Origin of the sequence: Micromonospora sp. NPDC005173, assembly GCF_040608515.1 — a bacterium.
Lineage (GTDB): Bacteria > Actinomycetota > Actinomycetes > Mycobacteriales > Micromonosporaceae > Micromonospora.
This window is the reverse complement of sequence record NZ_JBEXIK010000002.1, coordinates 222015-248757: the sequence shown is the minus strand read 5'-3', so window position 1 is coordinate 248757 and position 26743 is coordinate 222015. Positions and strand designations below refer to the sequence as shown.

At 73.5% G+C, this 26743-nt stretch carries 23 protein-coding genes and 1 riboswitch; of the genes, 12 read left to right on the top strand and 11 right to left on the bottom strand.

Annotated features, from left to right (window positions below; all coding sequences use genetic code 11):
• The first annotated feature begins 93 nt into the window (after positions 1-93).
• Entirely contained in the window at positions 94-1113 is a 1020-nt protein-coding gene (locus tag ABZV00_RS04180) for a GNAT family N-acetyltransferase (protein WP_355601691.1), read from the top strand.
• A gap of 50 nt (positions 1114-1163) precedes the next feature.
• Positions 1164-2837: a phenylacetic acid degradation protein PaaN gene (gene paaN / locus ABZV00_RS04175; RefSeq protein ID WP_355601689.1), complete on the top strand. Its 1674-nt coding sequence runs from the start codon at positions 1164-1166 to the stop codon at positions 2835-2837.
• Between the two features lie 176 nt (positions 2838-3013).
• On the opposite strand, the gene ABZV00_RS04170 is transcribed toward paaN, so the two are convergent.
• A complete protein-coding gene (locus tag ABZV00_RS04170; protein ID WP_355601688.1) occupies positions 3014-3544 on the bottom strand; it encodes a GNAT family N-acetyltransferase in 531 nt (176 codons plus the stop codon).
• A gap of 316 nt (positions 3545-3860) precedes the next feature.
• Here ABZV00_RS04170 and ABZV00_RS04165 point away from each other — a divergent pair, with 316 nt between their 5' ends.
• The 3 genes from ABZV00_RS04165 to groL all read left to right on the top strand — a co-directional run bounded on the left by ABZV00_RS04165 (position 3861) and on the right by groL (position 7297).
• Entirely contained in the window at positions 3861-4064 is a 204-nt protein-coding gene (locus ABZV00_RS04165; protein ID WP_007073263.1) for a cold-shock protein, read from the top strand.
• Positions 4065-4412: 348 nt separating this feature from the next.
• A complete protein-coding gene (locus ABZV00_RS04160; RefSeq protein WP_355601685.1) occupies positions 4413-5402 on the top strand; it encodes a hypothetical protein in 990 nt (329 codons plus the stop codon).
• Between the two features lie 272 nt (positions 5403-5674).
• A complete protein-coding gene (groL, locus tag ABZV00_RS04155) occupies positions 5675-7297 on the top strand; it encodes a chaperonin GroEL (protein WP_328420948.1) in 1623 nt (540 codons plus the stop codon).
• 56 nt (positions 7298-7353) lie between these two features.
• On the opposite strand, the gene ABZV00_RS04150 is transcribed toward groL, so the two are convergent.
• From ABZV00_RS04150 to ABZV00_RS04140, 3 genes are all read right to left on the bottom strand, one after another.
• On the bottom strand, positions 7354-7590 hold the full coding sequence (locus ABZV00_RS04150) for a hypothetical protein (RefSeq protein ID WP_328420946.1): 237 nt from the start codon (positions 7588-7590) through the stop codon (positions 7354-7356).
• 86 nt (positions 7591-7676) lie between these two features.
• Complete coding sequence (locus ABZV00_RS04145) at positions 7677-8612, bottom strand: GNAT family N-acetyltransferase (RefSeq protein ID WP_355601683.1); 936 nt, start codon at positions 8610-8612, stop codon at positions 7677-7679.
• 70 nt (positions 8613-8682) lie between these two features.
• Positions 8683-11301, bottom strand: coding sequence for a S8 family serine peptidase (locus ABZV00_RS04140; protein WP_355601681.1), 2619 nt, complete (start codon positions 11299-11301; stop codon positions 8683-8685).
• A gap of 80 nt (positions 11302-11381) precedes the next feature.
• Here ABZV00_RS04140 and ABZV00_RS04135 point away from each other — a divergent pair, with 80 nt between their 5' ends.
• Entirely contained in the window at positions 11382-13199 is a 1818-nt protein-coding gene (locus tag ABZV00_RS04135) for a glycerol-3-phosphate dehydrogenase/oxidase (protein ID WP_328426131.1), read from the top strand.
• 87 nt (positions 13200-13286) lie between these two features.
• Complete coding sequence (locus tag ABZV00_RS04130) at positions 13287-13820, top strand: hypothetical protein (RefSeq protein ID WP_355601679.1); 534 nt, start codon at positions 13287-13289, stop codon at positions 13818-13820.
• A gap of 52 nt (positions 13821-13872) precedes the next feature.
• On the opposite strand, the gene ABZV00_RS04125 is transcribed toward ABZV00_RS04130, so the two are convergent.
• A complete protein-coding gene (locus tag ABZV00_RS04125; RefSeq protein WP_355601677.1) occupies positions 13873-15273 on the bottom strand; it encodes an FAD-linked oxidase C-terminal domain-containing protein in 1401 nt (466 codons plus the stop codon).
• Positions 15274-15341: 68 nt separating this feature from the next.
• Between ABZV00_RS04125 and ABZV00_RS04120 the strand changes: the two genes are divergently transcribed.
• A complete protein-coding gene (locus tag ABZV00_RS04120) occupies positions 15342-15626 on the top strand; it encodes a DUF4031 domain-containing protein (protein WP_328420937.1) in 285 nt (94 codons plus the stop codon).
• Here ABZV00_RS04120 and ABZV00_RS04115 read toward each other — a convergent pair.
• Entirely contained in the window at positions 15598-16254 is a 657-nt protein-coding gene (locus tag ABZV00_RS04115; RefSeq protein ID WP_355601675.1) for a metal-dependent phosphohydrolase, read from the bottom strand. The genes ABZV00_RS04120 and ABZV00_RS04115 overlap by 29 nt on opposite strands.
• Positions 16255-16393: 139 nt before the next feature.
• On the opposite strand from ABZV00_RS04115, the gene ABZV00_RS04110 reads away from it, so the two are divergent.
• The gene (locus tag ABZV00_RS04110; protein WP_355602017.1) at positions 16394-17596 is read left to right on the top strand and encodes an FUSC family protein; all 1203 of its coding nucleotides are present in this window, start codon (positions 16394-16396) and stop codon (positions 17594-17596) included.
• A 26-nt stretch (positions 17597-17622) separates the two neighbouring features.
• Here the strand turns inward: ABZV00_RS04110 and ABZV00_RS04105 are convergent, their stop codons facing one another.
• A complete protein-coding gene (locus tag ABZV00_RS04105; protein WP_355601673.1) occupies positions 17623-18897 on the bottom strand; it encodes an aminotransferase class V-fold PLP-dependent enzyme in 1275 nt (424 codons plus the stop codon).
• A gap of 46 nt (positions 18898-18943) precedes the next feature.
• Positions 18944-19064, bottom strand: a riboswitch (SAM riboswitch).
• A 23-nt stretch (positions 19065-19087) separates the two neighbouring features.
• Between ABZV00_RS04105 and ABZV00_RS04100 the strand changes: the two genes are divergently transcribed.
• On the top strand, positions 19088-20572 hold the full coding sequence (locus ABZV00_RS04100) for a PrsW family intramembrane metalloprotease (protein WP_355601671.1): 1485 nt from the start codon (positions 19088-19090) through the stop codon (positions 20570-20572).
• A 33-nt stretch (positions 20573-20605) separates the two neighbouring features.
• Here the strand turns inward: ABZV00_RS04100 and ABZV00_RS04095 are convergent, their stop codons facing one another.
• Both ABZV00_RS04095 and ABZV00_RS04090 read right to left on the bottom strand, forming a co-directional pair.
• Positions 20606-20773 (bottom strand): hypothetical protein, encoded by a 168-nt coding sequence (locus ABZV00_RS04095; RefSeq protein WP_328420929.1) that lies wholly within the window; start codon positions 20771-20773, stop codon positions 20606-20608.
• A gap of 117 nt (positions 20774-20890) precedes the next feature.
• The gene (locus ABZV00_RS04090; RefSeq protein ID WP_328420927.1) at positions 20891-21229 is read right to left on the bottom strand and encodes a co-chaperone GroES; all 339 of its coding nucleotides are present in this window, start codon (positions 21227-21229) and stop codon (positions 20891-20893) included.
• A gap of 105 nt (positions 21230-21334) precedes the next feature.
• Between ABZV00_RS04090 and ABZV00_RS04085 the strand changes: the two genes are divergently transcribed.
• Positions 21335-22687 (top strand): AI-2E family transporter, encoded by a 1353-nt coding sequence (locus ABZV00_RS04085; RefSeq protein ID WP_355601668.1) that lies wholly within the window; start codon positions 21335-21337, stop codon positions 22685-22687.
• 132 nt (positions 22688-22819) lie between these two features.
• Here the strand turns inward: ABZV00_RS04085 and ABZV00_RS04080 are convergent, their stop codons facing one another.
• Positions 22820-25021, bottom strand: coding sequence for an ATP-dependent DNA helicase (locus ABZV00_RS04080; RefSeq protein ID WP_355601666.1), 2202 nt, complete (start codon positions 25019-25021; stop codon positions 22820-22822).
• Positions 25022-25123: 102 nt separating this feature from the next.
• Between ABZV00_RS04080 and ABZV00_RS04075 the strand changes: the two genes are divergently transcribed.
• Positions 25124-25630, top strand: coding sequence for a DUF402 domain-containing protein (locus ABZV00_RS04075; RefSeq protein ID WP_328420921.1), 507 nt, complete (start codon positions 25124-25126; stop codon positions 25628-25630).
• A 6-nt stretch (positions 25631-25636) separates the two neighbouring features.
• On the opposite strand, the gene sigJ is transcribed toward ABZV00_RS04075, so the two are convergent.
• Positions 25637-26602, bottom strand: a complete 966-nt coding sequence (gene sigJ, locus ABZV00_RS04070) for an RNA polymerase sigma factor SigJ (RefSeq protein ID WP_355601664.1) — start codon at positions 26600-26602, stop codon at positions 25637-25639.
• Positions 26603-26743 lie beyond the last annotated feature (141 nt).

Below are 26743 nucleotides of genomic sequence, written 5' to 3'. Positions count from 1 at the left end.
AGGCGTTGTGCGAGTGTCCCTCCCGACCACGTTCGATCGGGCCAGCGAATATTCGCTGGCCCGATCGCTTTCCCGGGGTGCACGCTCGGCGGCATGAGCATCACCATCGCGTCGTTCGACGGCGCCGACCGAGCTTCGGTCGACGAGGCGTACCGGATCGGCGCGGCGGCCAACGACGCCGATCTCCCGGACTTCCCGCCCTTCTGCCGGCGTCGCTTCGACGCGTTCTTCCACACGCCGATGCCCGGCACCGAGACGCTCTGGGCGCTGGCCCGACTGGACGGCGTACCGGCCGGCTATGTCCAGCTGGACCTGCCGCAGCTCGACAACACCGAAAACGCCACCGCCGAGCTGGTGGTGCATCCCGAGCTGCGGCGGCGGGGCGTCGGTCGGGCACTGCACGAGCACGGGGTACGCCTGCTGCGCGAGCGCGGACGCAAGCGGGTGGTCGCGATGACCGTCTCGGCGCTGCCCGACGGGCCGGCCCGAACGGTGGCGGGTGACGCGTTCGCCGCCGCGACCGGAGCCCAGTCCGCGCTGGCCGAGGTGCGTCGCCGACTCGAGGTCGGCACCATCGACCGGGTCGCGCTGCGGGCGGCGCTGGCCGAGGCGCACGCCCTGGCCGAGGGCTACCGGTCGGTCTGCTGGCAGGGTGCGACCCCGCAGGAGTACGTGGCGGACGTCGCCTACCTGGACGGCAGGCTGCTCATGGACGCGCCCATGGGAGACGTGCAGTGGGAACCGGAGCAGGTGGACGCCGAGCGGATCCGCGGCACCGAACGGGCCCTGGACGCCCGGGGTCGGCGGCGCTACAACCTCGGGGTGCTGCACGAGGAGTCCGGCCGGCTGGTCGCCTGGACGCTGCTGGACGTGGGCGCCTCCGCCGACTGGCACGCGTTCCAACAGATCACCATCGTCGACCCGGCCCACCGGGGGCACCGGCTCGGCCTGCTCGCCAAGATTGAGAACCTGCATCATCTGCTCACCCACGAGCAGGAGGTACGCGTCATCGACACCTTCAACGCGGCGAGCAACAGCTACATGGTGGCGATCAACGAGCGGCTCGGGTTCCGCCCGGTGGACTCCTGGAGCAACTGGCAGCTCACTCTCTGACGGGTATCGGCGCTACTGCTCACGGGCGCTCCTCAGGCATGATGGCGGGCATGACGGAGACCCCGCATCCCCTGTACGACAGGCACGCCGACACCCTCAACCGTGCGCTGACCGCGATCACGGAGCGGGGCTACTGGTCCGCCTATCCCGAGTCCCCCAGCCCTCGGGTGTACGGCGAGACCGCCGCCGCCGACGGCAAGGCCGCCTTCGAGGCGTACCTGGGTGGCGACTTCCCCCTCGACCAGCCGGACACCGGCGACCGGGTCGCCACCGAGGCGAGCCCGTTCGGGGTGGAGTTGGCGGTGCGCTACCCGCACGCCGGTGTGGACCAGTTGGTCGCCGCCGCCACCGCCGCGCTGCCGGCGTGGCGCGACGCCGGCCCGCAGGCCCGGGTGGGCGTCTGCCTGGAGATCCTCGACCGGCTGCACAAGAACATCTTCGAGCTGGCCAACGCGGTGCAGTTCACCAGCGGCCAGGCGTTCGTGATGGCCTTCCAAGCGGGCGGCGCGCACGCGCTGGACCGGGCGCTGGAGGCGCTGGCGTACGCGTACGCCGAGATGACCCGGCACCCGGCGACGGCCGGGTGGGAGAAGTCCGCCGGCAAGGGTGACCCGCTGCGGATGACCAAGACGTTCCACGTGGTGCCCCGCGGGGTGGCGCTGGTGATCGGCTGCAACACCTTCCCGACCTGGAACTCGTACCCGGGGCTGTTCGCCTCACTGGTCACCGGTAACCCGGTGATCGTCAAGCCGCACCCGCGCGCGGTGCTGCCGCTGGCCATCACCGTGAAGTACGCCCGGGAGGTGCTCGCCGAGGCCGGCTTCGACCCGAACCTGATCACGCTGGCCGCCGAGACGCCCGGCGAGAAGCTCGCCAGCGACCTGGCCCTGCACCAGGCCGTGAAGATCGTCGACTTCACCGGCTCCACCGAGTACGGCGACTGGCTGGAGACGCACGCCCGGCAGGCGGCGGTCTACACCGAGAAGGCCGGGCTGAACACGGTGGTGATCGACTCCACCGACGACTTCGCCGGCATGTGCCGCAACCTCGGTTTCACGCTGACCCTGTACAGCGGCCAGATGTGCACCACCTCGCAGAACTTCCTCATCCCGGCCGGTGGCATCGAGACCGACCAGGGACACAAGAGCTTCGACGAGGTGGCCGGCGGGATCGCCGCGGCGGTCGGCAAGCTGACCGCCGACCCGGCCCGGGGTGTGGAGCTGACCGGTGCCATCGTCAACGACGGGGTGCTGGAGCGGCTGGCCGAGGTGACCAAGGTCGGCGAGCCGGTGCTGGAGTCGCGGGCCGTCACGCACCCGTCGTACGCCGACGCGGTGGTGCGTACCCCGACCATCGTGAAGCTGGGCGCGGACGACGCGGAGACCTACGGCCGGGAGTGGTTCGGGCCGATCTCGTTCGCCATCGCCACCGACTCCACCGCGCACAGCCTGGAACTGCTACACCGGACGGTCGGCGAGAAGGGCGCGCTCACCGCGGGGGTCTACTCCACGGACGAGGCGGTGCTGGACGCGACCGAGGCGGTGGCGGTGGAGGTCGGGGTGCACCTGTCCTGCAACCTCACCGGCGGGGTCTTCGTGAACCAGTCGGCGGCCTTCTCCGACTTCCACGGCAGCGGCGCCAACGCGGCGGCCAACTCGGCGCTGACCGACGGCGCGTACGTGGCGAATCGGTTCCGGATCGTGCAGTCGCGGCGGCCTGTCTGATCGTTGGTCTTTGGTTGCTGTTGGGGTTTCCGGGGCAGCCCGCCCCGCTCCGGGCGGTCAGGCTTGATCCCTGCGGGGCGGGCTGCCCCGGAAACCCTCTCGGCGCACGCTAGGCGCGACGCAGCCGGCTCTTGGAAAACATCACCGGGGTTCTGCCTTGGGAGGGTTCTTGGGGTTCAGGCTGGTCGTCGCATTTGGAGTTCGGTCAGCGCGGGGATGGTCGGGTGCGGGACGCGTACGCCGGTGTCGGTGAAGCCGAGCCGCTGGTAGGCCCGGTAGGCGCGGTTGTTGCCGACCACCACCTCCAGCAGCAACTCCGGCCGGCCACAGGCGCGCGACCAGGCGGCCACCTCGTCGACCAGCTCGCCGAGTAGCCCCATGCCCCGCCAGGCCGGCGTGACGTAGACGGCGTAGATCACGGTCAACCCCGCCTCGTATGGCGCGGCCGTGCCCCCGGCATGCCCGACCAGCCGGCCTCCCGGGTCGGCGATGAACTGCGCGGTACCGGACCCGGTCGCGGTGGACGCGACCCGGGCGGCGTACTCGGTGTGGGAGCGGGCCGCGGCCTCGGCCACGGTCTCCAGGAAGGCCAGCGGTGCGTCGGCGAGCATCTCCAGGCGCAGCGCCCGCATCCGGGCGGCGTCCTCCGGCCGGACCCGACGGACCTTCGCCTGCCGGAGGGCGACTCCGCCCGGATCGGTGGTCATGCCCGCATGCCTATCACAGGGGTGGACGACGGTTTCGGCGTGCTCGATCGCCGCCGGACGGCCGGCGGGCTGCCCGCGCCGTGGTAGTCATGAGCGTGGATCGGGTTGATCGAAAACGAGGCCGACTTCGTGCTGTCGGAAACGGCGCCGATGCGCCCGATTTGTGGTCGTGCGCGGCCGTCACTCCTCGTGTAGCGTGCGATTTCGGTCACCTGTTTCAGCGGTAGTCATCGATCGCCGAGTGGGTGGTCCGACGGCGCCGGCCCGTGCCGCGCGCCAGGGGCATGGCACGCCGCGCAGAGTGAGGAAGTGCACCGTGGCACAGGGCACCGTGAAGTGGTTCAACGCCGAAAAGGGTTACGGCTTCATCGCCGTCGACGGCGGTCAGGACGTGTTCGTCCACTTCTCCGCGATCGAGATGGACGGCTACAAGGCGCTGGACGACGGTCAGCGGGTGGAGTTCGAGATCGCCCAGGGCCAGAAGGGTCCGCAGGCGGAGCGGGTGCGCGTCGTCGCCTGAGCGGGCACCGCCAGTAAGGCCGCCGGCCCGGGGCTGCGCCGCGCGGCCGGACCCTGGAGGATCGTGAACCGTTCCAGCCGTTGCTGAGGAGGGTTCATGTCCGACCAGCCGCCCCCGGCCGTCCCACCACCGGGTCAGCCCGACCCGTCCGGCCCGCCGCCCGGTGGTGACCCGACCGCGCCCGGTGCCGCTGGGCTCCCGCCCGGGGGCACCCCGCCCGGCGGGGACCCAACCGCGCCGTCCCCCTGGGGCCCGCAGCCGGGGACCCCGCCCGGCTGGGATCCGACCGCGCCGCCCGCTTCGGCTGGAGGCCCGCCGCCGGGCAGTCCGCCCGGCTGGGATCCGACCGTGCCTGCTTGGGGGCCGCCACCGGGCGCGCCGCCGCAGGGCTGGGTGTTCCCGCCCACCGGCGGCTACCCGATCGGTTCCGGGCCGTACGGTGGGCAGCACTGGTATCCCGGGCCACCGGCCGCCGGGTGGTATCCGCCCGGCATCGACCCGTCCGACCGGCTGGTCACGCCGCCCGGCGCCGGGCTGAGCGGTTGGTTCAACCGGTGCCTGGGTGCGCTCCAGCGCGGTTGGCGGTTGCTGCTGCCCATCCTGCTGCTCACCCAGGTGCTGCCGGCGGCGGTGCTGTCGGTGCTCTCGCTCGGGCTGGATCCGACCGCGGAGTGGGACACGAACGCCGTCGACGAGTCGACCTCGCTGCCCGACAACTTCTTCACCGACCTGGCGTCCTTGTTCCTGGTGATCATCGTCGGCAGCGTGCTGATCGGGTTGGTGCAGTCCGTGGGCTGGGCCGCCGGCAGTTGGGTGATCACCCGTCAGGCGGCCGGTGGGCCGGTGAGCTTGGGTGAGGCGCTGCGCTACGGCGTGCGCCGGGCGCTCGGGCTCTGGGGGTGGACGTTGGCGATCAGCCTGATCGTCGGCCTGGGCATCTGCTTCTGCATCCTGCCCGGCATCTACCTCACCTTCGCGCTCAGCATGGCCGGGCCGGTCTATCTCTTCGAGCGGCACAACCCGATCGGCCGGTCGTTCAGGATGTTCCACGACCGGTTGGGGTTGCTGCTGGGGCGGGTGGCGCTGGTGGGTGCGGTGGTGATTGTCGGCACCTTCGTCGCGAGCGTGCTGGAGGGGGTCGGCACCGCCCCGTTCGGAGTCGATCCGCTCGCCGCTCCAGGTTCCGCGATCGGCGTGGTGCTGGTTCTCGCCCTCGGAGCGGTGCTGGCTCTCCCCGCCTATCTGGCGCAGATGGTGGGGCTGCTGGTGACGTACGCCGAGCAGCGGGCTCATGAGGGGCCGGTGAACAGCGCCGGGCTGGCCGCGGAACTCGGCTGACAGCGGCAGTCGTGCTTGCACTCGGCAGGGGAGAGTGCTAAACAAGGTATTGGCACTCGCATACCGCGAGTGCCAATGGTCGGGACGGTGGGGCCAGGTTGCACCGGCGTGGAGACGCCGGGGCGGCACATGGCCGGTCGTCGCGGGCTATCCGGCCCGGCCGAAGGACGTCGTCGTCGCCAGGTGGCGACGTCCCAAGGTGCGTACACCAGGCGGCCCATCCGAGGCACACATCTCGGGTGGCCCGTGAGTGTCCAGGAGGACAACGCCGTATGGCCAAGATGATCGCGTTCGACGAAGAGGCGCGCCGCGGCCTCGAGCGAGGCATGAACCAGCTCGCTGACGCCGTAAAGGTGACCCTCGGCCCCAAGGGCCGCAACGTCGTGCTCGAGAAGAAGTGGGGTGCCCCCACCATCACCAACGATGGTGTGAGCATCGCCAAGGAGATCGAGCTCGAGGACCCGTACGAGAAGATCGGCGCTGAGCTGGTCAAGGAGGTCGCCAAGAAGACCGACGACGTTGCCGGTGACGGCACGACGACGGCGACCGTCCTGGCCCAGGCCCTGGTTCGTGAGGGCCTGCGCAACGTGGCCGCTGGCGCCAACCCGATGGCCCTGAAGCGGGGCATCGAGGCTGCGGTCGCGAGCGTCTCGGAGGAGCTGTCCAAGCTCGCCAAGGACGTCGAGACCAAGGAGCAGATCGCCTCCACCGCCTCCATCTCTGCTGGCGACAGCACCGTCGGCGAGATCATCGCCGAGGCGATGGACAAGGTCGGCAAGGAAGGCGTCATCACCGTCGAGGAGAGCAACACCTTCGGCCTGGAGCTTGAGCTCACCGAGGGTATGCGCTTCGACAAGGGCTACATCTCGGCCTACTTCATGACCGACCCGGAGCGCATGGAGGCCGTCTTCGACGACCCCTACCTCCTGATCGTCAACAGCAAGATCTCGTCGGTCAAGGACCTGCTCCCGATCCTGGAGAAGGTCATGCAGTCGGGCAAGCCGCTGCTGATCATCTCCGAGGACATCGAGGGCGAGGCCCTGGCCACCCTGGTCGTCAACAAGGTCCGGGGCACCTTCAAGTCCGTCGCCGTCAAGGCGCCGGGCTTCGGTGACCGCCGCAAGGCCATGCTCGCCGACATCGCCATCCTCACCGGTGGCCAGGTCATCAGCGAGGAGGTCGGCCTCAAGCTGGACGCCGTCGCCCTCGACATGCTGGGCCGCGCCCGCAAGGTCGTGGTGACCAAGGACGAGACCACCATCGTCGATGGTGCCGGCGACGCCGAGCAGATCCAGGGCCGGGTCAACCAGATCCGGGCCGAGATCGACAAGAGCGACTCCGACTACGACCGGGAGAAGCTGCAGGAGCGGCTGGCCAAGCTGGCCGGCGGCGTTGCGGTGATCAAGGTCGGCGCGGCCACCGAGGTCGAGCTCAAGGAGCGCAAGCACCGCATCGAGGACGCCGTTCGCAACGCGAAGGCCGCCGTCGAAGAGGGCATCGTCCCGGGTGGTGGCGTCGCGCTGGTGCAGGCCGGCAAGACCGCCTTTGACAAGCTGGACCTGGTCGGCGACGAGGCGACCGGTGCCAACATCGTCAAGGTCGCGCTGGACGCCCCGCTGCGGCAGATCGCCGTCAACGCCGGCCTCGAGGGCGGCGTTGTGGTGGAGAAGGTCCGTAACCTCGAAGCGGGTCACGGCCTCAACGCCGCCAACGGCGAGTACGTGGACCTGCTGGCCGCGGGCATCATCGACCCGGCCAAGGTGACTCGTTCGGCGCTGCAGAACGCCGCCTCCATCGCGGCGCTCTTCCTCACCACCGAGGCCGTTGTCGCGGACAAGCCGGAGAAGACCCCGGCTGCCCCGGCTGGCCCGGGTGGCGGGGACATGGACTTCTGAGTCCAGTTCCGACACCGAACGGGGCGGGCCGCTGACGCGGTCCGCCCCGTTCGTCGTCAGGTGGGCAGGGGGCGCTGGTTGCGCCGCTTCTGCGCCCGGTCGTACGGCGGAGGCAGTTGGATGGGAGCGTCCACCATCTCCTGCGGCTCCTCGATCACCGGTTCTGCCATCTCGGCCAACTGCTCGGCGTCGCCGTAGTCGAGCCGGTCGAACGGCAGTTGGCCGGGGAGTTCGCCGACCGGTTTCCAGGTGACGGGCGGGCCGTCCTCGGTCTGGTCGTCATCCGTGGTCATGGCTGCCTCCTCTACCGAAACGGTAGGGGGCGTCGATGCCCGACGCGGGCGAATGGGACTATCTGGGTCTATATCCTATTCGCCCGTTATTCGCCGTTGAGCGTCCGTCGGTACAGGAAGAAGACCCGCTCGATCCGGGCGCCCGCGCTGCCCGAATAGAACGGCACCGGCCCGACCCAACCGATCTGCGCCCGGTCCAGCCCCGCCGACCGTTGGTCGCGTAGGCAGCGCCGCAGCAGCACCCCGCCGATGCCCGAACCCTCGGCGGCCGGCGCGGTGCCCATCGGCCCGAACCAGCTCGGTCGGGACGAACCGTAGGCGGCGAAGCCGAGCAACTCGCCAGCCCGCTCCGCCAGGTGGCAACCGGCGCCCTCGCGACCCACCGACCCGGCCAGCTCCCCGTCCCACGCGCCACCGAAGGTGGACCGGGCGAACGCGGCCAGCGCCGGTAGGTCCGCCGGCTCCGCCCGACGTACCGTGATGCCCTGCCCGGCCAGCCGCCGCTCCGCCGCCTCGGTGGACCGCAGCGCCGGCGACTCGTCGTACGACAGGTCGGCGGTCATGTTCCAGGCGGTCCGATCCTGTCGGTAACCCAGTGCCAGGGCGGTGCAGACCGCCGGGGTGTAGCGCACGTCGATGCCCGGCCAGGCGTAGTACGGCGGGTTCCCGGCCAGCAGCACCTCGGTCGCCCCGCGCTCGGCGAGCACCCGCTCGGCCCGCCTCAGCAGCGCCCTGCCGACACCCCGGCGACGCTGCTCCGGAAGCACCGCGACCAGGTCCACGTGCCCGAGACCCGGGTCGGCCGATGACACCGAGCAGAGCAGCACTCCGACCAGGTCCCCACCCCGATACGCGCCCAGCCCGACGACCAGCCGGTCGGCGGCGGCCCGGGGCCAGAGCGCGTCCACCACAGGCCCCGCCTCGGTGGCGTCCTCCGGCAGGTCGAGCGCCTGCTCGCAGAGCCGCACCACGGCGGGGGTCAGGTCGACGGTCAGCTCGGTGATGGTGATCTCGGCGTCCATGGTCGCGACCCTAGATCACCGAGTACCGGTTTCGACTCCCGCCATCGTGTTGATGAGGACAGCCGCAGGCTCAGGGCCGGGCGGCTCGGACGGCGGCGTAGGCGTCGACCTGGCCGGCCCCGGTGACGTTCGCCGGGCCGCCGCAGGCGTCCGCCGCGTTGCGGGAGCGGTAGGTCGGCACGGCCGGCGTGGCGGTGTCCCGCAGGATCTGCCGCGTCCGGGCCAGGTCGCCGACCAGCGCCGGGTTCGCCGACCACATCAGCGCCACCACCCCGGCCACCTGCGGGGTAGCCATCGAGGTGCCGTCGAGCGCGGCGTACCCCCCGCCCGGCATGGCCGACACCACGTCCACGCCCGGCGCCAGCACGTCCGGCTTGCGAAGGCCGCCCGGCACTGGCCCCCGCGAGGAGAACTCGGCAACCCGTCGGTGCGCGTCCACCGCGCCCACGGTCAACACGTCCGGGTACGGCGCGGGCGGGTCGGCGATCGACTCGCACCATGGGCCGGTGTTGCCGGCCGCCGCGACCACGAAGATCCCGGCGGCATCCAGCGCGGCGGTGGCCGGTCGCAGCACACCCGGGTCGCAGCCCTCGATCGGTGGGCAGCCCCACGAGTTGGTCAGCACCTGCGGGGCGCGCTCCGGCCGGCCGTCGGTGAACGGGTCACCGCCGGCCGGGAAGGGCGCCAGCATGAACTGAAGGCATTCCAGGTAGTGCCCCGGGCTGCCCAGGTTGCGGTCCAGGTTGACGCAGCCCACCCACTGCGCGTCCGGCGCCACCCCGATGCCGCCCCGCCCGACCGCGCTGCCCACCGTGTGGGTGCCGTGCCCGCCCTGGTCGGTCGGGGTCCGGGTGCCGTCCCACGGGTCGAACCAGGAGTCGTCCCCGCCCCGGAACCCGGCCCGCAGCGCCGGATGGGTGCCGTCCACCCCGGAGTCCGAGCTGCCCACCACGATGCCCGCGCCGGTCACCCCGAGCTGCGACCAGACCCGGTCGGCGCCGAGTTGGCGGATGTTCCATTCCGGACCGGTCGGCGCGGGGGCGGTGCCCCGGCTCTGCCCGGCCGGGGCCGGCAGTGGCCGCAGTCGCTGGCTGACCAGCACCCGGGCCACCCCCGGTCGGCGCTCGAGCCAGGCCCGCACCGCCGGACCGCCGTCCACCTCGACCGCGTTCACCAGGTAGTACGACACCGGGTTGAGCCGCAGCCGGGTCAGCTCCCGACGGAGGTCGGCCTGGCTCCGGTCGGCGGTGGTCACCAGTCGCCGGTACACCTCCGCCGCCCGGGCCTCCCGCCCCGCCCGGCCCGGCACACCGGCCGGCACGCCGGTCAGGTCGGCCTGCTCGCGCAGCACCACCAGCAGCCGTTCGCCGTACAGGCCGGGCTGCCCGGGCCCGACGTCGACGACGACGGCCGTGACCAGCAGCACCACTGCGGTCAGCGCGGCCATCCGCCGGCTCGGCGTGCGGGCCGCCGGCCGGGCCAGCAGCAGCGCGTACCCGATGGCGACCAGGACCGCGACGGCGAGCCCGACACCGGCGGCGGCCGCTACCCAGAACGGCACGTCGCGGGTGCCGGCCAACAGCACGCTGATCTCTTCCGGGTCGGTGAAGGCCAGCGGGCCGAGCACGGTCAGGCCCACCAGCCAGCCGGTCGCCGCCCGACCAGCGCGCCCGGCGTCCGCCGTCGGTTCCCCGGCGTCTGCCGTCCCGTCGGCGGCCGGACGCCAGGTCGCGGCCCACAGGGCGGCCAGCGCGAAGCCCACCGGCGGCAGGGTCAGCAGCGCGGGTAGCTGCGCGCCGGACTGGCCGGTGCCGGCCGCGAGCAGCAGCAGCGTCACCCCGGCGACCAGGCCGCCGACCAGGACCAACCGGGCCGGCCGGGGAGGCCGGCCGATCGCGAACCGGGACCAGAAGGCGGCGTCCAGCAGCGTCGCGGCCAGCGCACCGAGTGCGGCCGCCGCCAGCAGGGCGAGCGCGGTCTCCAGCAGGCCGCCGAGCGCGCCCAGCCAGGCCCACGGCAGCAGCAGCGCCAGCCCGGCGGCGACCGCGAGCAGCGGCACCGGACCGGGCCCGGCCGGCCTCCGCCCGGGTCCGGCCGAGCCGCCGATGATGTCCGCCAGCGCGGCGCTTCCAGTCGGCTCGGGGGCACTGGCGATGTCGCCGGACGCGGCGCTTCCGATCGGGGGTGCGGCGGCGTCCCTGCCGGGCGTCGCGCCGATCGACCCGCCGGACGTTGAGCGGCGCGCCGAGCGGCGTGCCGTCCAGCGCAGCACGAGCGCGGTGAGCGCCGCCGTGGCGGCCAGCGCGGCGAGGTACGCCTCGTGGTGCACCGGCGGCACGATTCGCAGCAGCGTGAGCACACCGAGCGCGAGCGCCCCGCCCAGCCAGGCCCGGCCGGTGGCGCGGACCGCGGCCGACCGGGGCAGCAGGGCCAGCAGCAGCGCGGGCGTGCCCACCAGCACGACGGTGGCAAGGCCCAGCAGCGGCCAGAGCGAACCGATCCGGTCCCGTCCGAAGCCCAGCAGCACCTGGTCGGTGAGCCAGCCACCCGCCTGGGTGGCCACGGTGACCCCCACCGTCCAGCAGCCGGCCAGCACGGCCGCGACCACCGGCCACGGACTGGCCCGGCCCGGGTACGACGGCTGGTGGTGCGACGGTGGACCAGCGGGTGACGGAGAGCCGACCTGCATGACGTGAACAGTACGGGGCGGGCGGCGCATGTCGGCACGATGGCATCGGCGGTTACGGTGGACAGGTGCGCGACCCCAATATCTCCCGATCCGTAGCCGGTCAGCTCTCGCCGGTCCGCCGCGCTGCCGACCTGCGCCGACTCCGCGGCGAGCGCTTCGACGTGCTGGTCATCGGGGGTGGGGTGACCGGTGCCGGCGCCGCCCTGGACGCGGCCTCCCGGGGCCTGAAGGTGGCCCTGGTCGAGGCACGCGATCTTGCCGCGGGCACCTCCAGCCGGTCCAGCAAGCTCATCCACGGTGGTTTGCGCTACCTGGAGCAGTTGGAGTTCCACCTGGTCCACGAGGCGCTGACCGAGCGCGGCCTGCTGGCCACCCGGCTCGCGCCACACCTGGTCCGCCCGGTGCCGTTCCTGGTGCCGCTGCCGGCCGGTCGGGGCCTGCGGGACCTGCCCGCCCGGATCTTCCGCCGCTCGTACTACGGCGCTGGCGTCGCCGCCTACGACGCCTTCGCAGGGGTCTTCGGCGGTGGCCGGGGCATGCCTCTGCACCGGCACCTGACCCGCGAGGGTGCCCGGCGGATCTTCCCGAGCCTGCGGGCCGACGCGCTGGCCGGGGCGATCCGGTACTACGACGGGCAGGTCGACGACGCCCGGCTGGTGGTCACGCTGGCCCGCACCGCGGCCAGCCTCGGCGCCACGGTGGTGAGCAGCGCCCGCGCCGTCGGGCTGATCCGGCAGGCGCGTGAGGTGACCGGCGTCCGGGTCCGTGACCTGGAGGCGCCGGCCGGCTCACCGGACGCGGAGTTCGAGGTGCACGCCCGCACCGTCATCGCCGCCACCGGGGTGTGGAGCGACGACATGTCCCGGATGCTCAACGACGTGGGCCTGCGGCCCGGCGTCCGGGTGCGCGCTTCCAAGGGGGTGCACCTGGTGGTGCCCCGCTCGGCGATCACCGGCGAGACCGGGCTCATCCTGCGTACGGCGAGCTCGGTGCTCTTCGTCATCCCGTGGGGCGGGCACTGGATCATCGGCACCACCGACACCGATTGGCGGCTGGACAGGTCCCACCCGGCTGCCTCGGCCCGCGACATCGACTACCTCCTGCAGCAGGTCAACGTCGTACTGGACCGGCCGCTGACGACCGCCGACATCGAGGGCGTCTACGCCGGGCTGCGTCCGCTGCTGGCCGGCGAGGCCGACTCCACCTCGAAGCTGTCCCGGGAGCACGCGGTCTTCGAGCCGATGCTCGGGCTGCTGCTGGTCGCCGGCGGCAAGTACACGACGTACCGGGTGATGGCCTCCGATGTGGTCGACCGGGCCGCCAGGCGGTTGGGCGGGGCGCGCGCCTCGCGTACCGCCGACCTGCCGCTGCTTGGCGCCGACGGCTACCCGGCCATGTGGCGGGACCGGGCCGACCTGGCCCGCCGGCACGGCGTACCGGTGGGCGTGGTGGAGCACCTGCTGGAGCGGTACGGCACCCTCACGCTGGACCTGCTGGCGCTGGCCGACGCCGATCCCCTGCTCGCCTCCCCGCTGGCCGGTGCCCCGGAGTACCTGGCCGCGGAGGTCACCTACGCGGCGCGGGCCGAGGGCGCCCTGCACCTGGAGGACGTGCTGACCCGGCGGACCCGGATCTCCTTCGAGACCAGCCACCGGGGGCTGGAGTCGGCGGAGCACGCCGCCGAGTTGATGGGCGCGGTGCTCGGCTGGGACGCGGCCACCCAGGCACGCGAGGTCGAGCACTACCGGGCACGGGTGGAGGCGGAGCGGCAGTCCCAACTGATGCCGGACGACGCCGCTGCGGACGCGGCCCGGCTCGGCGCTCCGGACGTTCGGGGCTTCGCGGCCGACCGGGGTGGCGACGACGATCAGGCTGAGTTGCGCCCGTCCACTCGGTGACGAAAAGAAACGTTACCGAAGGGTAACCATCGATACCGGCCCGGATGGTGGTTTCGGTCGAACCTACGGTGGGGTAGGTTTCCGCGCGTGCTGTACCGCGCGCCCTCCCGCCTGCTCATTCCCCTTCTCGCTGCGGCGCTGGCCAGCGCCCTGACCGGGTGCTCGCTGTTCGACCGGAACGGCGGCGACACACCGGGGGTGCAGTCGGCCGGAGCCGCGGCCGGCGGGCCGGCGCTCGAGGTTCCCACGACGGTCGCCGCGGGGCAGGTCAGCCTGCTCCAGAGGCTCGGGGCCGACGGCCCGCTGCGCACGCTGAGCGTCGAGCGGGACGGGGCGTGGCAGTGCCTCGACTGTGCCGGTGACGGGGTCACCTCCCGGGGCACCCTCGCCCCGGAGCAGACCGAACGGCTCCAGGTGCTGCTCGCCGACCCGACGCTGGCCAAGGAGACCGATCAGGTCCGGCAGTACCGGCCGACCTGCATCGACGCGCTGACCTCCAGCCTGCTCACCTCCGCCGGGCTGGTCACCTCGCAGGACTGCCCCGGCGAGGAGCGCACGAAGGTCGCCGGGGAGATCCTGCTGCTGCTCACCCAGGCGACCCCGGCCGAGGTCGAGGGCTGATCCTGCACCGAGGCGTCGGCCGGGCCTCGCCGGGTCCGGGTCCGGGTCCGGGTCAGAGCACCTTGCCGGGGTTGAGTAGGCCGTCCGGGTCCAGCGCCGACTTGATGGCGTGGTGCACCCGGACCCCGACCGGGCCGATCTCCCGGGCCAGCCAGTCCCGCTTGAGCAGCCCCACGCCGTGCTCGCCCGTGCAGGTGCCGCCCAGGTCCAGGCCGAGCTGCATGATCTCGTCGAACGCCCGCCGACCCCGTTCCAGGCTCGCCGGGTCGGCCCGGTCGACCACGATGTTCGGGTGCATGTTGCCGTCTCCGGCGTGCCCCACCACGCCGATCGGCACGTCGCAGTCCACCGCGATTCGGGCCACGCCGTCCAGCAGGGCGGCGAGCGAGCCGCGCGGCACCGCCACGTCGTCGATCACCAGGCCGCCGTTGCCGCCCGGGTAGGCGTCGGCCGCGAACTTCTCCATCGCCGGGTGGGCCAGGCGCCGGGCCTGCAGCAGCGCCGCCGCCTCCACCGCGTCGGTGGCCACGTAGACCTCGTCGGCGCCGGCTGCCTCGCACACCTCGGCCAGGCCGGCCAGGTCGTCCGCGGCCCGGCTGCCGGTGTCCGCGGCTGCCAGCAGCAGAGCCTGGGCGTCGGTCCGCAGCCCCATCGGCTGGTACGCCTCGATCGCCCGCAGGTGGGTCTGGTCCAGCAGTTCCAGCAGGCTGGGGGTGAGCCCTCGGGCGGCGATCTCGGCCACCGCCGCGCCAGCCGCCGCAGTGGAGGGGAAGACCGCCACCAGGGTCAGCGATTCGGCCGGGGCGGGGCGCAGCGCGACGGTCACCTCGGTGATCACCCCGAGGGTGCCCTCCGAGCCGACGAAGAGCCGGGTCAGGTCGTAGCCGGCCACCCCCTTGGCGGTACGCCGGCCGGTGCGCAGCACCTCGCCGGAGGCGAGCACCACCTCCAGGCCGAGCACGTACTCGGTGGTCACGCCGTACTTGACGCAGCACATGCCGCCGGCGTTGGTGGCCACGTTGCCGCCGATGGTGGACGACTCCCAGGAGCCGGGGTCCGGCGGGTACCAGAGCCCCTGCTTGGCCACCGCCGCGGCCAGCGCCGCGTTGACCACCCCCGGCTGGACCACCGCGATCCGGCTCACCGGGTCGATCTCCCGGATCTCGTCCATGGCGACGGTGCTCAGCACCACCGCGCCGTCCACGGCGTTGGCCGCGCCGGCCAGCCCGGTCCGCGCGCCCTGCGGCACCACGGGTACGCCGTGCCGCGCCGCCGCCCGGATCACCGCGACCACCTGCTCGGTGGTGCGCGGGCGGGTCACCACCAGCGGGGTGCCGGCGGCGCAGAGGTCGGCCTCGTCCCGCTGGTGCATGCGCAGCAGGTCCGGGTCGGTGAGCACGGCGGTCTCGCCCAGCGCCGCGCGCAGGTCGTCGAGGAGTGGGGTGGGGGCCATGTAGCTGAGGCTAGGTTGCCGACCGCCGATCATCAACGTGATCAACTGCGCGGGCTAACTTGGGCACCATGCTCTACCTGGACCGGCCTGCCTGGCCGTGGCGCGGTCGGCTCTGGTCGCACCTGATCAGCGACGTCTCCTACGCCGAACTGCACGCCTTCGCCGAGGCGCTGGGTGCGCCCCGGCGCGGCTTCGACCGGGACCACTACGACATTCCGGCCGAGCGGTTCGCGGCGGCGGTGTGGCTCGGTGCCCAGGTGGTGCCGAGCCGGGAGCTGGTCCGGCTGCTCCGGGACGCCGGCCTGCGCCGCCCGAAGCATCTGGTCAGTCCGCCGGCGGCCCGGCAGCGGTGAGCGTGGCCAGTTCGCGGCGCAGGTTGTTCCGGGCCGGCTGTTCCCACCGGCCGGCCAGCGGTGGCAGCCGGAACAGCGCCGGCAGCGCCAGCAGGCCGGTGAGCACCATGGCCCGGCCCACCCGAAAGGCCGGCTCCGGAACGTGCGCGTACTCCCGCCGGATGGCCGCCGCATAGCGGTCGTAGATGGCCGGCGGGGCGGCCAGCACAGCGAGGTCCGCGTCGCAGAGCAGCTCGCCGTCCCGGTCGCCCGGGGCCACCACGTGCCCGGCGGTGAGCAGCACCAGCCGGCGCACCTCGGCCACCGCGGGCGCCGGCACCCCGAGCTCGGTGAGCACGGTCCCCGCCAGCGTGGCGCTGTCCCGTTCGTTGGCGTCGCCGGCGGCCCGCGGGTCGTAGACCGCGTCGTGGCACCAGGCCGCCAGCCGGACCAGGTCGGCTCGGTCGGCCAGCCCCGCGTGCCGGTCCACCACGTCCAGCACGGCGGTCAGGTGCACCGCCGTGTGGTAGTGCCGGTGCGGCTCCCGCCACCGGGAGAGCAGTTGCTCCCCGGCCCGGGTCGTGTCCGCGCCGGGCTTCGCCCCGGCGCCCCGGGCTGCCGCCCGCCACCGGTCCAACAGATCGGCCACCGCCCGAGTCTGCCGCATCCGACGGGAGCGCGCGGAGCGGGAGGATTCAGCGCGCGTGCCACGGGTAGTCGCGCCCATGGCCGTGCCCCGGGACAAGCGACCTCCGATGGTGCGGCGTACGGCGCTGCGCGAAGGGTTGGTGGACATCGACGGCGCGCGGATCGCCGAGGCCACCGAGGAGCTGCGCCATCGCAGTCGGGCCACGCTGCACGACCGGCTGCACCGGGTGCGAATGGCCGGCGGGCTGGCCGTGCAGGCCGGGTTGGCCGCCGGGTTGGCGTACTACGTCTCGCACCGGCTGCTCGGCAACCCGCAGCCGGTGTTCGCGCCGATCTCCGCGGTCGGCACCCTGGCCGCGTCGGTCGGTCAGCGGTTCCGCCGGACCGTGGAACTGATCGTCGGGGTGGGGATCGGGGTGGCCATCGGCGACTTCCTGATCTACCTGCTGGGCACCGGGGCGTGGCAGCTCGGCCTGGTGGTCACGGTCGCGATCCTGCTCACCATCTTCGCCGGGGCCAGCGTGGCCATCGTCATCCAGGCGGCGGCGACGGCCGTGCTGATCGTCACGCTGAGTCCGCAGACCGAGAATCTGGAGATCCCGCGCTTCGTCGACGCGTTCCTCGGTGGTGGGATCGCGCTGCTGGTGACGGCGGTGCTGCTGCCGCTGAACCCGCTCCGGGTGCTCAATCGCGCTGCCCGACCGGCGCTGGACCTGCTCGCCGCCCAGCTCGACGCCACGGCCGACGGGCTGCGCAACCGGGACCGCGCCGGCATCCAGCAGGCGCTCGAACGATTGCGCAACAACAAGGAGGAACTGGCCACGTTGGCCGAGGCGATCGAGGGGGCGAAGGAGACCGCCACCCTCTCCCCGGCCCGCTGGCACCGGCGCGACGAGCTGACCCACTACGCGGAGGCGGCCGACCCGATCGACCGGGCGATGCGCAACACCGGCACGCTGATCCGCCGGGCCGTGACGCTGATCGAGGACGAGGAGACGGTGCCGGATCCGATGCCGGACGGCATCAGCCACCTCGCCGAGTCGGTCCGGCTGCTCAAGCACGAGTTCGCCGTGGGCGAGGAGCCGGAGAAGGCCCGGGAGCGGTCGCTGCGGGCGGTCAGCGAGGCCGGTCGGGCGTACGGAGCCGGGGTCGGCTTCTCGGGCAGCGTGGTGATCGCCCAGATCCGGACCACGGCGAGCGACCTGCTGGTGGCCTCCGGGATCGACCAGGAGGAGGCGAACCGGTGGATCCGTACCGCCTTCGGGGAGCAGGAGCGGCCGATCGGTGAACCGGCCGAGCCGGGCGAGGCGCCGAAGCCGCCCACCGCCCCACCGGTCGGCTGACCGGGGCCGCGGCGCTCCGCCCGCCCTCAGCCCAACGCGGCGAGTGCGGCGAGAAGCCGGTCCACCTGCGCGGCCGTGCTGCCCAGGCCGATGCTGGCGCGCAGGGCGGTGGGCGGCAGGTCCCGCCGGCCGGTACGCCCCGCCGCCTCGGCGAGCAGCCGCCGGGCCAGCGGATGGGCGCAGAACAGCCCGTCCCGCACGCCGATCCGGTGCTCGGCGGCCAGCCGGGCGGCCACGTCGGCGGAGTCCCACCCGGCGACCACGAACGACACGATGCCGACCCGGGGCGCGTCCGGGCCGAAGGTGCGCAGCTCCACCACGTGCGGCAGGGCGGCGATGCCGGTCCGCAGCCGGGCCAGCAGTGCCTGCTCGCGGGCCGCCAGCGCGAACCGGTCCGCGTCGGCCAGCGCCGCGCACACCGCGGCCAGCGCCACCGCGCCGACCAGGTTCGGGGTACCGCCCTCGTGTCGGGCCGGGCCGGTCGTCCAGGTCACGTCGTGGGTGGCCGGCCCGACGTGGCTGGTGGCGCCACCACCGGCCAGGTACGGCGGAGCGACGTCCAGCCAGTCCGCCCGGCCGATCAACACGCCCGCGCCGAACGGCGCGTACAGCTTGTGGCCCGAGACGGCCAGGTAGTCCACGTCGAGCGCGAGCAGGTCGACCGGGGCGTGCGGGGCGAGCTGCGCGGCGTCCAGGGCGATCCGGGCCCCGTGCCGGTGGGCCACCCGGGCCAGCTCGGCGACCGGCCATCGCTCGCCGGTCACGTTGCTCGCCCCGGTCACCGCGACCAGTACGGGCAGCGCCGGGTTGCTGTCCCGGCGCAGCTCGGTGAGGGCGGCGGCGAGGGCGCGCACCGCCCCGGCGGGGTCGGTGGGCACCGGCAGCCGGACCGAGCCGCGCGGCCAGGGCAGCAGGTTGGCGTGGTGCTCGCCGGCGAAGGTGACCACCGTCGTGCCGGCGGGCAGCGCCCGGGCCAGCAGGTTGAGCGCGTCGGTGGTGTTGCGGGTGAAGATCACGTGGTCCTCGGCGCGGGCGCCGAAGAAGTCACCGACCGTCTGCCGGGCCCGCTCGTAGGCCAGCGTGCAGTGCCGGGACAGCGCTCCGGCACCGCGATGCACGCTGGCGTACCAGGGCAGCAGCTCGGCCACCGCGTCGGCGGCGGCCTGCGCGCACGGCGCGCTGGCCGCGTAGTCCAGGTTGATCTCGCCCGGTACGCCGAGTACGTCGAGCGGCGCCGACGGGGCCGGCGCGGGCGCCACGGCGGACCGGGTGGGGAGCGAGGGTACGAGGGTGACGGACACGCCGGAACCTCCGGGGTCAGGGACCCCGGGTCTGGTGTCGGGACGGGGTCCGCGCTTGCCCAGCACGCCGATCGGGCTGGGCCCGGTCATCACCCGGGGCACCCCACCGCGAACTCGACGAGGGTTGCCGGCCAGCAAGCCGGGGCTTGACGCTGGCGCTCGTGACCTGCCGGCAGCATAGCGACTGCCGATGCGACCAAACCAGCCGGCGGGGGATGGCTACGCTGACCGCATGGCCGACACCCCGCCCGGTGCACCCCTGCCGTCGCCGCCCGCGCCCGCAGCCCCGTCCGCCGGCGAGGCGCCCCGGATGCCGCTGCGCCGACTGGACCGGCGGCGGTTCCTGGTGCTGGCCGGGGTGGTGTTGTTCATCGCCGCCTGCGCGGGCTTCATGGTCTTCACGCTCGGCCAGTCGCTCGGCGTCGAGGCGTTGCTGATCGGGCTGGTCGCCGCCGTCCTGCCGGTGCCGGTGCTGGTCGCCTGCTTCCTCTGGCTGGACCGCTACGAGCCGGAGCCGTTGAAGTACCTGATCTTCTGCTTCGCCTGGGGTGCGTTCGTCTCCACGGCCGCCTCGCTCACCGTGAACGAGTTCGCCGCCGCCCGGTTCAATGACTGGGGACTGCCGACCGCGCTCACCGGCGTGCTGGTGGCGCCGTTCATCGAGGAGCTGACCAAGGCCCTCGGCCCGATCCTGCTGCTGGTGTTCCGTCGCCGGGAGTGGTCCGGGATCACCGACGGCCTGGTCTACTGCGGGCTCTCCGCGGTCGGCTTCGCCATGGTGGAGAACATCCTCTACCTGGGCGGGTACGGCTACGCGGCCGGCGCCGACCGGTACGGCCCGGCGACCGGCACCCAGCAGGTCATCGCGATCTTCATCGTGCGGATCCTGCTGTTCGGCTTCGCCCATCCGCTTTTCACCTCGATGACCGGTGTGGGGCTGGGTGTCGCCGCCCGGACGGCCGACCGCCGGGTCCGGGTGCTCGCACCGGTCGCCGGCCTGCTGCTGGCCATGATGTTGCACGGCACCTGGAACCTGCTGCCCACGCTGACCCAGGCCACCGGCGAGACGGTGATCATGCTGTACGGCTTCCTGGGCCTCATGGTGCCGGTCTTCTTCGGCATGGTGGGGCTGGCGGTGTGGCTGCGTGCGTGGGAGGGGCGGCTCACCGAGCGGACGCTGCCGGACTACGTGCGCGCCGGCTGGCTGAGCCCGCCCGAGGTGGCCGCGTTGAGCAGCCTCGGTCGCCGGCACGCGGCCCGTAGCTGGGCGCGTCGGGTGGCCGGGGACGCCGGGGTGCGGGCGATGCGGGGGTACCAGTTCGCCGCCACCCGGTTGGCCCTGCTGCGCGACGGGACGCTGCGCGGCCTGGACCGCAAGCCGGCCGATCGGGAGCGGACGGCTCGTGAGGAGCGGGAGCTGCTGGAGTCGATCACCTCGTACCGGTCGTTCTTCGTGGGTCGGGACCCGCAGGCCCCGGTCGGGGTCTGGGACGGCAGCCGCTACCACCTGCGCTTCCCGGACGGTTCGCAGCGTCCGGTGGCCGCGCCGGACGAGCCGGTGGTGCCGATTCCGGTGCTGCTGGCCGCGCCGCCACCCCCGGTGGGGTACGCCCCGCCCGGCTGGTACGGCGTGCGGCCGGCGGCGCCCGCGCCCTGGCCGCCCGGTCAACACTGATGTGAGGCCGGCGGCTCAGGTCATCAGGGCGGCTCAGGTCATCAGGGTGGTGAGGAAGTCACCGAGGCCCTGGGCCATCGCGACCAGCATCGCCCCGATCGCCTTGAACATCTGCGCGGCACCGTCCGGCCGGAACGCCATGAAGTAGATCAGGAACGCGAGGCTGCCCCAGGCCAACAGCTTCTTCACGAATACCGGCATCGTCCCTCCCCAGGGCCACGGTCGCCGGATGGCTTCCCGTCGTGCGGCCCGGCAAACGGAGCGACGCCGCGCGCCGGTGCCCGGCCGCCGGTGTGCGGCGCGGGGTTGGGGGAGGTCTCAGAGGTAGAGGCCGGTGGAGTCGTTGTCGACGCGCTCGGCGGCCACGGCGTGCACGTCCCGCTCCCGCAGCAGCACGTACCCACGGCCGTGCAGCTCGACCTCGGAGCGGTCGTCCGGGTCGAAGAGCACCCGGTCGCCGGAGACGATGGCGCGGACGTTCGGCCCCACCCCGACGGCGGTGGCCCAGGCGAGGCGCTTGCCGACCGTGGCGGTCGCCGGGATGACGATGCCGGCGGTGGAGCGGCGCTCGCCTTCGCTGCCCTCCATCCGTACCAGCACCCGGTCGTGCAGCAGGCGGATCGGCAGGCCGGCGTCGAGATCCTGGTCGGCGGTCACGCCGCAGACGCTACCGTGTCGGCGACGGCCGGCAGCCGGTGGTTACGCCCGAGGTGACCGGGGCAATGTGTGGCGGAACTGCCCTACGGTGTCGGGAACGGACGTATGCTGTCCGACCTGTCGTCGTGGGCGGGCCGGTTTCTCTGCCAGGAGGTGCGCTTGAGCCGCTTCGAGCGGGTACGCGGGCGGGTTCGCCGCGCTTACCAGTCAGGACGGGACTCGGTGCGCGCCGACCGGAGCGCGTCGAGCGACGTCCCGGAGCCCGTCGGGGTGGCCTCGCCCGCCGTGCCGGGGCCCGCCGCGCCGCCGACGGCCACGGTCGTCGGCGCGGAACCTCCGGTGGACGTGCACAGCTCGACCTCCAGCCGCGACGACGCCGACGTCCCGCACGGGCTGCGGATCGCCGCCGCCTGGTGCTGGCGGCTGATCGTGATCGGCGTGGTGGCCTGGGCGCTGCTCCGGATCGTCGGCACGGTCAAGATCGTGATCATTCCGCTGGCCATCGCGCTACTGCTCTCGGCGCTGCTCGCGCCGGCGGTGGGCTGGCTGTTGCGGGCCCGGCTGCCCCGGTCGCTGGCGACGGCGGTGGTGCTGGTCGGCGGCCTGGCGGCGGTGATCGGCACGCTCACCCTGGTGGTCAACGAGTTCATCCGGGGAGTGCCGGAGCTGAGCGAGAAGTCCTCGGAGGGCGTCCGACAGATCCAGAACTGGCTGAAGACGGGCCCGCTGCACGTCTCCGACAACCAGCTCGACCGCTACATCGACGAGGCGCAGGGCTGGATCAACGACAACACCTCGAAGTTCACCAGCGGCGCGCTGAGCACCGCCGCCACGCTGGCCGAGGTGTTGACCGGCACGCTGCTGGTGCTCTTCGCCACGTTCTTCTTCCTGCGCGACGGCAGCCGGATCTGGCGCTTCCTGGTCCGGCTGCTGCCGGTGGCCGCCCGGTGGAAGGTCGACGACGCCGGCCGGGCCTCCTGGCAGACGCTGGTCGCCTACGTTCGGGCGACGGTGCTGGTCGCCTTCATCGACGCGGTCGGCATCGGCATCTTCCTGGTCATCTTCGACATTCCGTTCGCCTTCCCGCTGGCCGCGCTGGTCTTCCTCGGCGCGTTCATCCCGATCGTCGGTGCGGCGCTCTCCGGCGGCGTGGCGGTACTGGTGGCGCTGGTCGACAGCGGCCCGGTCACCGCGTTGATCATCCTGGGCGTGGTGATCGGCGTGCAGCAGTTGGAGGGGCACGTGCTCCAGCCGCTGATCATGGGACGGGCGGTGGCCCTCCACCCGCTCGCGGTGATCATCGGCATCGCCGCCGGCGTGGTGCTCGCCGGGATCACCGGCGCGCTGGTCTCCGTGCCGCTGATTGCGGTGCTGAACACCGCGGTCCGCAGGCTGGCCGCCCGAACGGTCCCGGACACCCCGCCGGACGCCGTGGTCGTCGCCGCACAGGCTCCCTGACCCGCCGGCCCACTTCAAGATCCACACAGTTTCCTGGGAAGAGTGGTCTCCCCGCTGTCGGAGGCCACTCTTTCGCTCATGTTGTGCGGATCTTGAGCTGCGGCGCGGTGTGCGTGGGGGCGTGGCGGGCGGTCAGGCGGTGGCGAGGCGTTGCAGCGCACCGCGGGCCACCTCGGGGCGGGTGGTGTACCAGAACGGCGGCAGCGAACGACGCAGGAACGGCCCGTAACCGCGGGCGGTCTCCAGCCGGGAGTCGAGTACCGCGACCACCCCCCGGTCGCCGGTGGCCCGGATCAGCCGGCCCACCCCCTGGGCCAGCCGGACCGCCGCGATCGGCACGCTGACCGCGGCGAAGCCGGAGCCGCCGCCCGCGTCCACGGCCGCGGCGCGGGCCGCCGCCAGCGGCTCGTCCGGCCGCGGGAAGGGCAGCCGGTCGATGACCACGAGCTGGCAGGCGTCGCCCGGCACGTCCACTCCCTGCCAGAGCGACATCACGCCGAACAGGCAGCTGGCGCGCTCCTCGCGGAACCGGCGGACCAGTAGCGGCAGCGCCTCCTCACCCTGCAGCAGCACCGGCAGGTCGGTCCGCGCGCGCAGCAGCTCCGCCGCCTGCTGCGCGGCCCGCCGGGAGGAGAAGAGCCCAAGAGTACGCCCACCGGCTGCCTCGACCAGCGCGATCAGCTCCTCCCCGGCCGCCTCGGGCAGCCCGGAGACGCTGGGCCGGGGCAGGTGCGCCGCGACGTACAGGATGCCCTGCCGGGCGTAGTCGAACGGCGACCCCACGTCCAGCGACCGCCAGCCCGGACCTTCGGTCGCCGGGATGGTGGCACCCGGGATGGCGTCGTCGGCCAGCCGGCGGCCCGGCGTCTCGGCGGCCGGTCGGCCCGGGCCGGTGCGGGCGGCCAGCGCGGCGGCGGCCGGGGACGCCGGGACCGGCGGCGCGTCCAGCCCGAGGGCGCGGGCCACCGTGTCGAACCGGCCACCGAGCGCCAGGGTGGCCGAGGTGGCGACCACGGTGCGCTCGTCGTACAGGTGGGTGGCGAGGGTGCCGGCCACCGACAGCGGCGCGACCACCAGTGCGCGCCGGCTGCCGCTGTCGTTCTTCTCCACCCAGGCCACGTCATGCTCGGCCTCCTCCAGCAGCCGCTGCGCGGTCGTGGAGAGCTCGTCCAACGCCGCCTTGGCCTGCTGCTTGCGGACCGGGTCGGGATCGTCGGATTTGACCTCGCCGATCGCGTCCAGCGCGGCGCGGGTCGCCGCGTCGAGCAGCGTGCACGCCTCGCGAAGCGGCGCCGGCAGCCCGGCGGTGATCCGCCCGGCCGGTGCCTCGGCCAACCCGACCGCGAGGGCGTCGCCGGCTGCGGTGAGCGCCTCGGCGGTCTCCGGCCGCAGCAGCGGGCGGGCCCGCCGGGTGGACCGGTCGATCAGATCCGGCACCAGCTCCGCCTGGGCCGCCGAGGAGACCCGGTCGGCCAGCTCGTGCGCCTCGTCCACGATGAGCAGCTTGTGCGGCGGCACGATGTGCCGGTCGGCCAGCATGTCGACCGCGAGCAGGCTGTGGTTGGTCACCACGATGTCGGCCTCGCGGGCCCGTGCCCGCGACGCCTCGGCGAAGCACTCCGCCCCGAACGGGCAGCGGGTCGCCCCGACGCACTCCCGGGCCGGCATCGAGACCAGCCGCCACGCCTGGTCGTCGACGCCCGGGTCCAGCTCGTCCCGGTCGCCGGTGGCGGTCTTCTCCGCCCAGCCGCGCAGCCGCTCGATCTGCTTGCCCATCCGGCCCGCCTCGCCGAGCCATTTCGTGCCGCCGCCGGGGCGGGCGGCCGGGGTGTCGAAGAGGGTGTCCTCCGGCTCCTCCTCTGTGGAGTTGTCCAGTCGCGCGAGGCAGAGGTAGTGGTGGCGGCCCTTGAGCACCGCGAAGGTGGGCCGCCGGCCGAGCAGCGGCTCGACCGCGTCGGCCAGCCGGGGCAGGTCGTGGTCGACCAACTGGGACTGCAACGCCAGGGTGGCGGTGGAGACCACCACCGGGCCGTCCACGGTGAGGGCCGGCGCGAGGTAGGCCAGCGACTTGCCGGTGCCGGTGCCCGCCTGGACGAGCAGGTGCTCGCCGCTGGTCACGCACTCCTCGATCGCGGTGGTCATCTGCTGCTGGCCGGGGCGCGCAGCACCGCCAGGCACCGCGCCGACCGCCGCCGCGAGCAGCTCGGTGCCGCTGGGCCGGGCACCCCGCCGCCGGCTCCCGGCACGGGCCGACGGGGTGGCGGAACCGGTGGCGGTGCGGGGCGGAGTCACCGTGCGACGGTACCCGTCGTGCCCGACACGGGCCGCGCCCATCCGCCCGCGTGGCGCGGTACCGGTTGGTGGGCCGGCCCGTCCGGCGCCGTCCGGTTACAGCTGTGCTACGACGCGTGGGCAGTATCGGTTAGGGTGCGAATCATGCCGAGCGACGTGGTCCGAGTGATCTACCGCAAGTACGACGGCAGCGCCCACCGCGACTATCCCGCCCGCCGGCTCGCCGAGGACGACCTCGGCGTCTGGCTCGGCGTCCCCGCGGGCACCGAGTCGGTCTACCACGGCCGTCCGTCGGTGGAGAAGATCCCGTTCGTCCTGCTGGTGCCGCGCCACGCCTGGTGGACGGGCATGTTCAACCCGCCGCCGCGGACCAGCGAGGTCTACTGCGACATCGCCACCCCGGCCCGCTGGGAATCCGACGACACGGTCCATCTGATCGACCTGGACCTGGACGTGGTCCGGCGCCGGGCCACCGGCCTGGTGGAGCTGCTCGACGAGGACGAGTTCGCCGAGCACCGGGCCCGGTACGGCTACCCGGAGGACGTGGTGGTCGAGGCCGAGGCGGCGGCCCGGTGGCTGTTCGGCGCGCTCGGCGACGGCACCGAGCCGTTCGCCACCTCGTACCGCAAGTGGCTGGCCCTGGTGGTCTGAGCCAGCTCACCAGCGCGGCGGCCAGTGGTCGTCGTCGTTCAGTGGCGGCAGATCGGTCAGCTTCTCCGGGTTGAGCTGGTTGTAGATGGCGGTGATCCGGCCCTGGTCCACGGCGAACGCGGTCACCAGGCGGATCGGCCGGCCGTCGGTGTGCACCGTCTCCAGTTGAAGGCCGAGTACGCCGTCGACCAGCACCGGCCGGGACAGCACCCGGCTGGCGTACCGGCCGGCCCGGCCGAAGAGACCGAGTGCGAAGCGGCCCACCTTGTCCGCGCCGACCACCGGTCGGCGGGCGGCCGGGAAATGCCCGCCCGAGTCGCCGATGAGAACCACATCCGGCGCGAGCACCCGGAGCAGCGGATCCAGCTCACCGGACTCGGTGGCGGCGACGAACGCGGCCAGCACCCGGCGCTGTTCGGCCGGCTCGGCGGTGTGTCGGGGCAGGTCCGGCGCGGTGACCGCCCGCCGGGCCCGGGAGGCGAGCTGCCGGGCGGCGGCCTCGGTGGTGCCGAGCACGTCGGCGACCCGGGCGAACGGCACCGCGAACACGTCGTGCAGCACGAGGGCGACCCGTTGCTCCGGCGCGAGCCGCTCCAGCACCACCAGCAGCGCGGTGCCGACCTGGTCGGTGCGCACCGCCCGCTCCGCCGGGTCGGGGGCGTACCCGTCGGTGGGCGGGGTGGCGCCGACCGGGCTCACCACCGGCTCCGGCAGCCACTCCCCGTGGTACGCCTCACGCCGGACCCGGGCCGAGCGGAGCACGTCCAGGCAGATCCGGGCGCAGGCGGTGGTCAGCCAGGCGGACAGGTCGCGGATCTCGGCGCGGGCCGCCGGGTCGGCGAGCGCGCCGGCGTAGCGCAGCCAGGTCTCCTGCACCGCGTCCTCGGCCTCGCTGCGGCTGCCCAGCATGCGGTGGGCCACCGCGAGCAGCCGGCCCCGCTTGGTCTCGAACTCCGTCGCCAGGTCCTGCACGACCCACCACCCTCCCCGGCCGGCTCGTCCCGGCGTACATCCTCCCGCCAACTGGACGCGCCGGCAGCCCCGAACGTGACAGCCGGCCCGGGCAGGGCTGCGCTCGGCGGGCGGATGGCCGGCAGGTGGGCGATGATCCGA

What these genes read in the sequence shown, in the direction of transcription:
- ABZV00_RS04180 (WP_355601691.1), top strand. Translation starts at nt 94, where the DNA reads ATGAGCATCACCATCGCGTCGTTCGACGGCGCCGACCGAGCTTCGGTC.
- paaN (WP_355601689.1), top strand. Translation starts at nt 1,164, where the DNA reads ATGACGGAGACCCCGCATCCCCTGTACGACAGGCACGCCGACACCCTC.
- ABZV00_RS04170 (WP_355601688.1), bottom strand. Translation starts at nt 3,544, where the DNA reads ATGACCACCGATCCGGGCGGAGTCGCCCTCCGGCAGGCGAAGGTCCGT.
- groL (WP_328420948.1), top strand. Translation starts at nt 5,675, where the DNA reads ATGGCCAAGATGATCGCGTTCGACGAAGAGGCGCGCCGCGGCCTCGAG.
- ABZV00_RS04150 (WP_328420946.1), bottom strand. Translation starts at nt 7,590, where the DNA reads ATGACCACGGATGACGACCAGACCGAGGACGGCCCGCCCGTCACCTGG.
- ABZV00_RS04145 (WP_355601683.1), bottom strand. Translation starts at nt 8,612, where the DNA reads ATGGACGCCGAGATCACCATCACCGAGCTGACCGTCGACCTGACCCCC.
- ABZV00_RS04140 (WP_355601681.1), bottom strand. Translation starts at nt 11,301, where the DNA reads ATGCAGGTCGGCTCTCCGTCACCCGCTGGTCCACCGTCGCACCACCAG.
- ABZV00_RS04125 (WP_355601677.1), bottom strand. Translation starts at nt 15,273, where the DNA reads ATGGCCCCCACCCCACTCCTCGACGACCTGCGCGCGGCGCTGGGCGAG.
- ABZV00_RS04120 (WP_328420937.1), top strand. Translation starts at nt 15,342, where the DNA reads ATGCTCTACCTGGACCGGCCTGCCTGGCCGTGGCGCGGTCGGCTCTGG.
- ABZV00_RS04100 (WP_355601671.1), top strand. Translation starts at nt 19,088, where the DNA reads ATGCGACCAAACCAGCCGGCGGGGGATGGCTACGCTGACCGCATGGCC.
- ABZV00_RS04095 (WP_328420929.1), bottom strand. Translation starts at nt 20,773, where the DNA reads ATGCCGGTATTCGTGAAGAAGCTGTTGGCCTGGGGCAGCCTCGCGTTC.
- ABZV00_RS04085 (WP_355601668.1), top strand. Translation starts at nt 21,335, where the DNA reads ATGCTGTCCGACCTGTCGTCGTGGGCGGGCCGGTTTCTCTGCCAGGAG.
- ABZV00_RS04080 (WP_355601666.1), bottom strand. Translation starts at nt 25,021, where the DNA reads ATGGGCGCGGCCCGTGTCGGGCACGACGGGTACCGTCGCACGGTGACT.
- ABZV00_RS04075 (WP_328420921.1), top strand. Translation starts at nt 25,124, where the DNA reads ATGCCGAGCGACGTGGTCCGAGTGATCTACCGCAAGTACGACGGCAGC.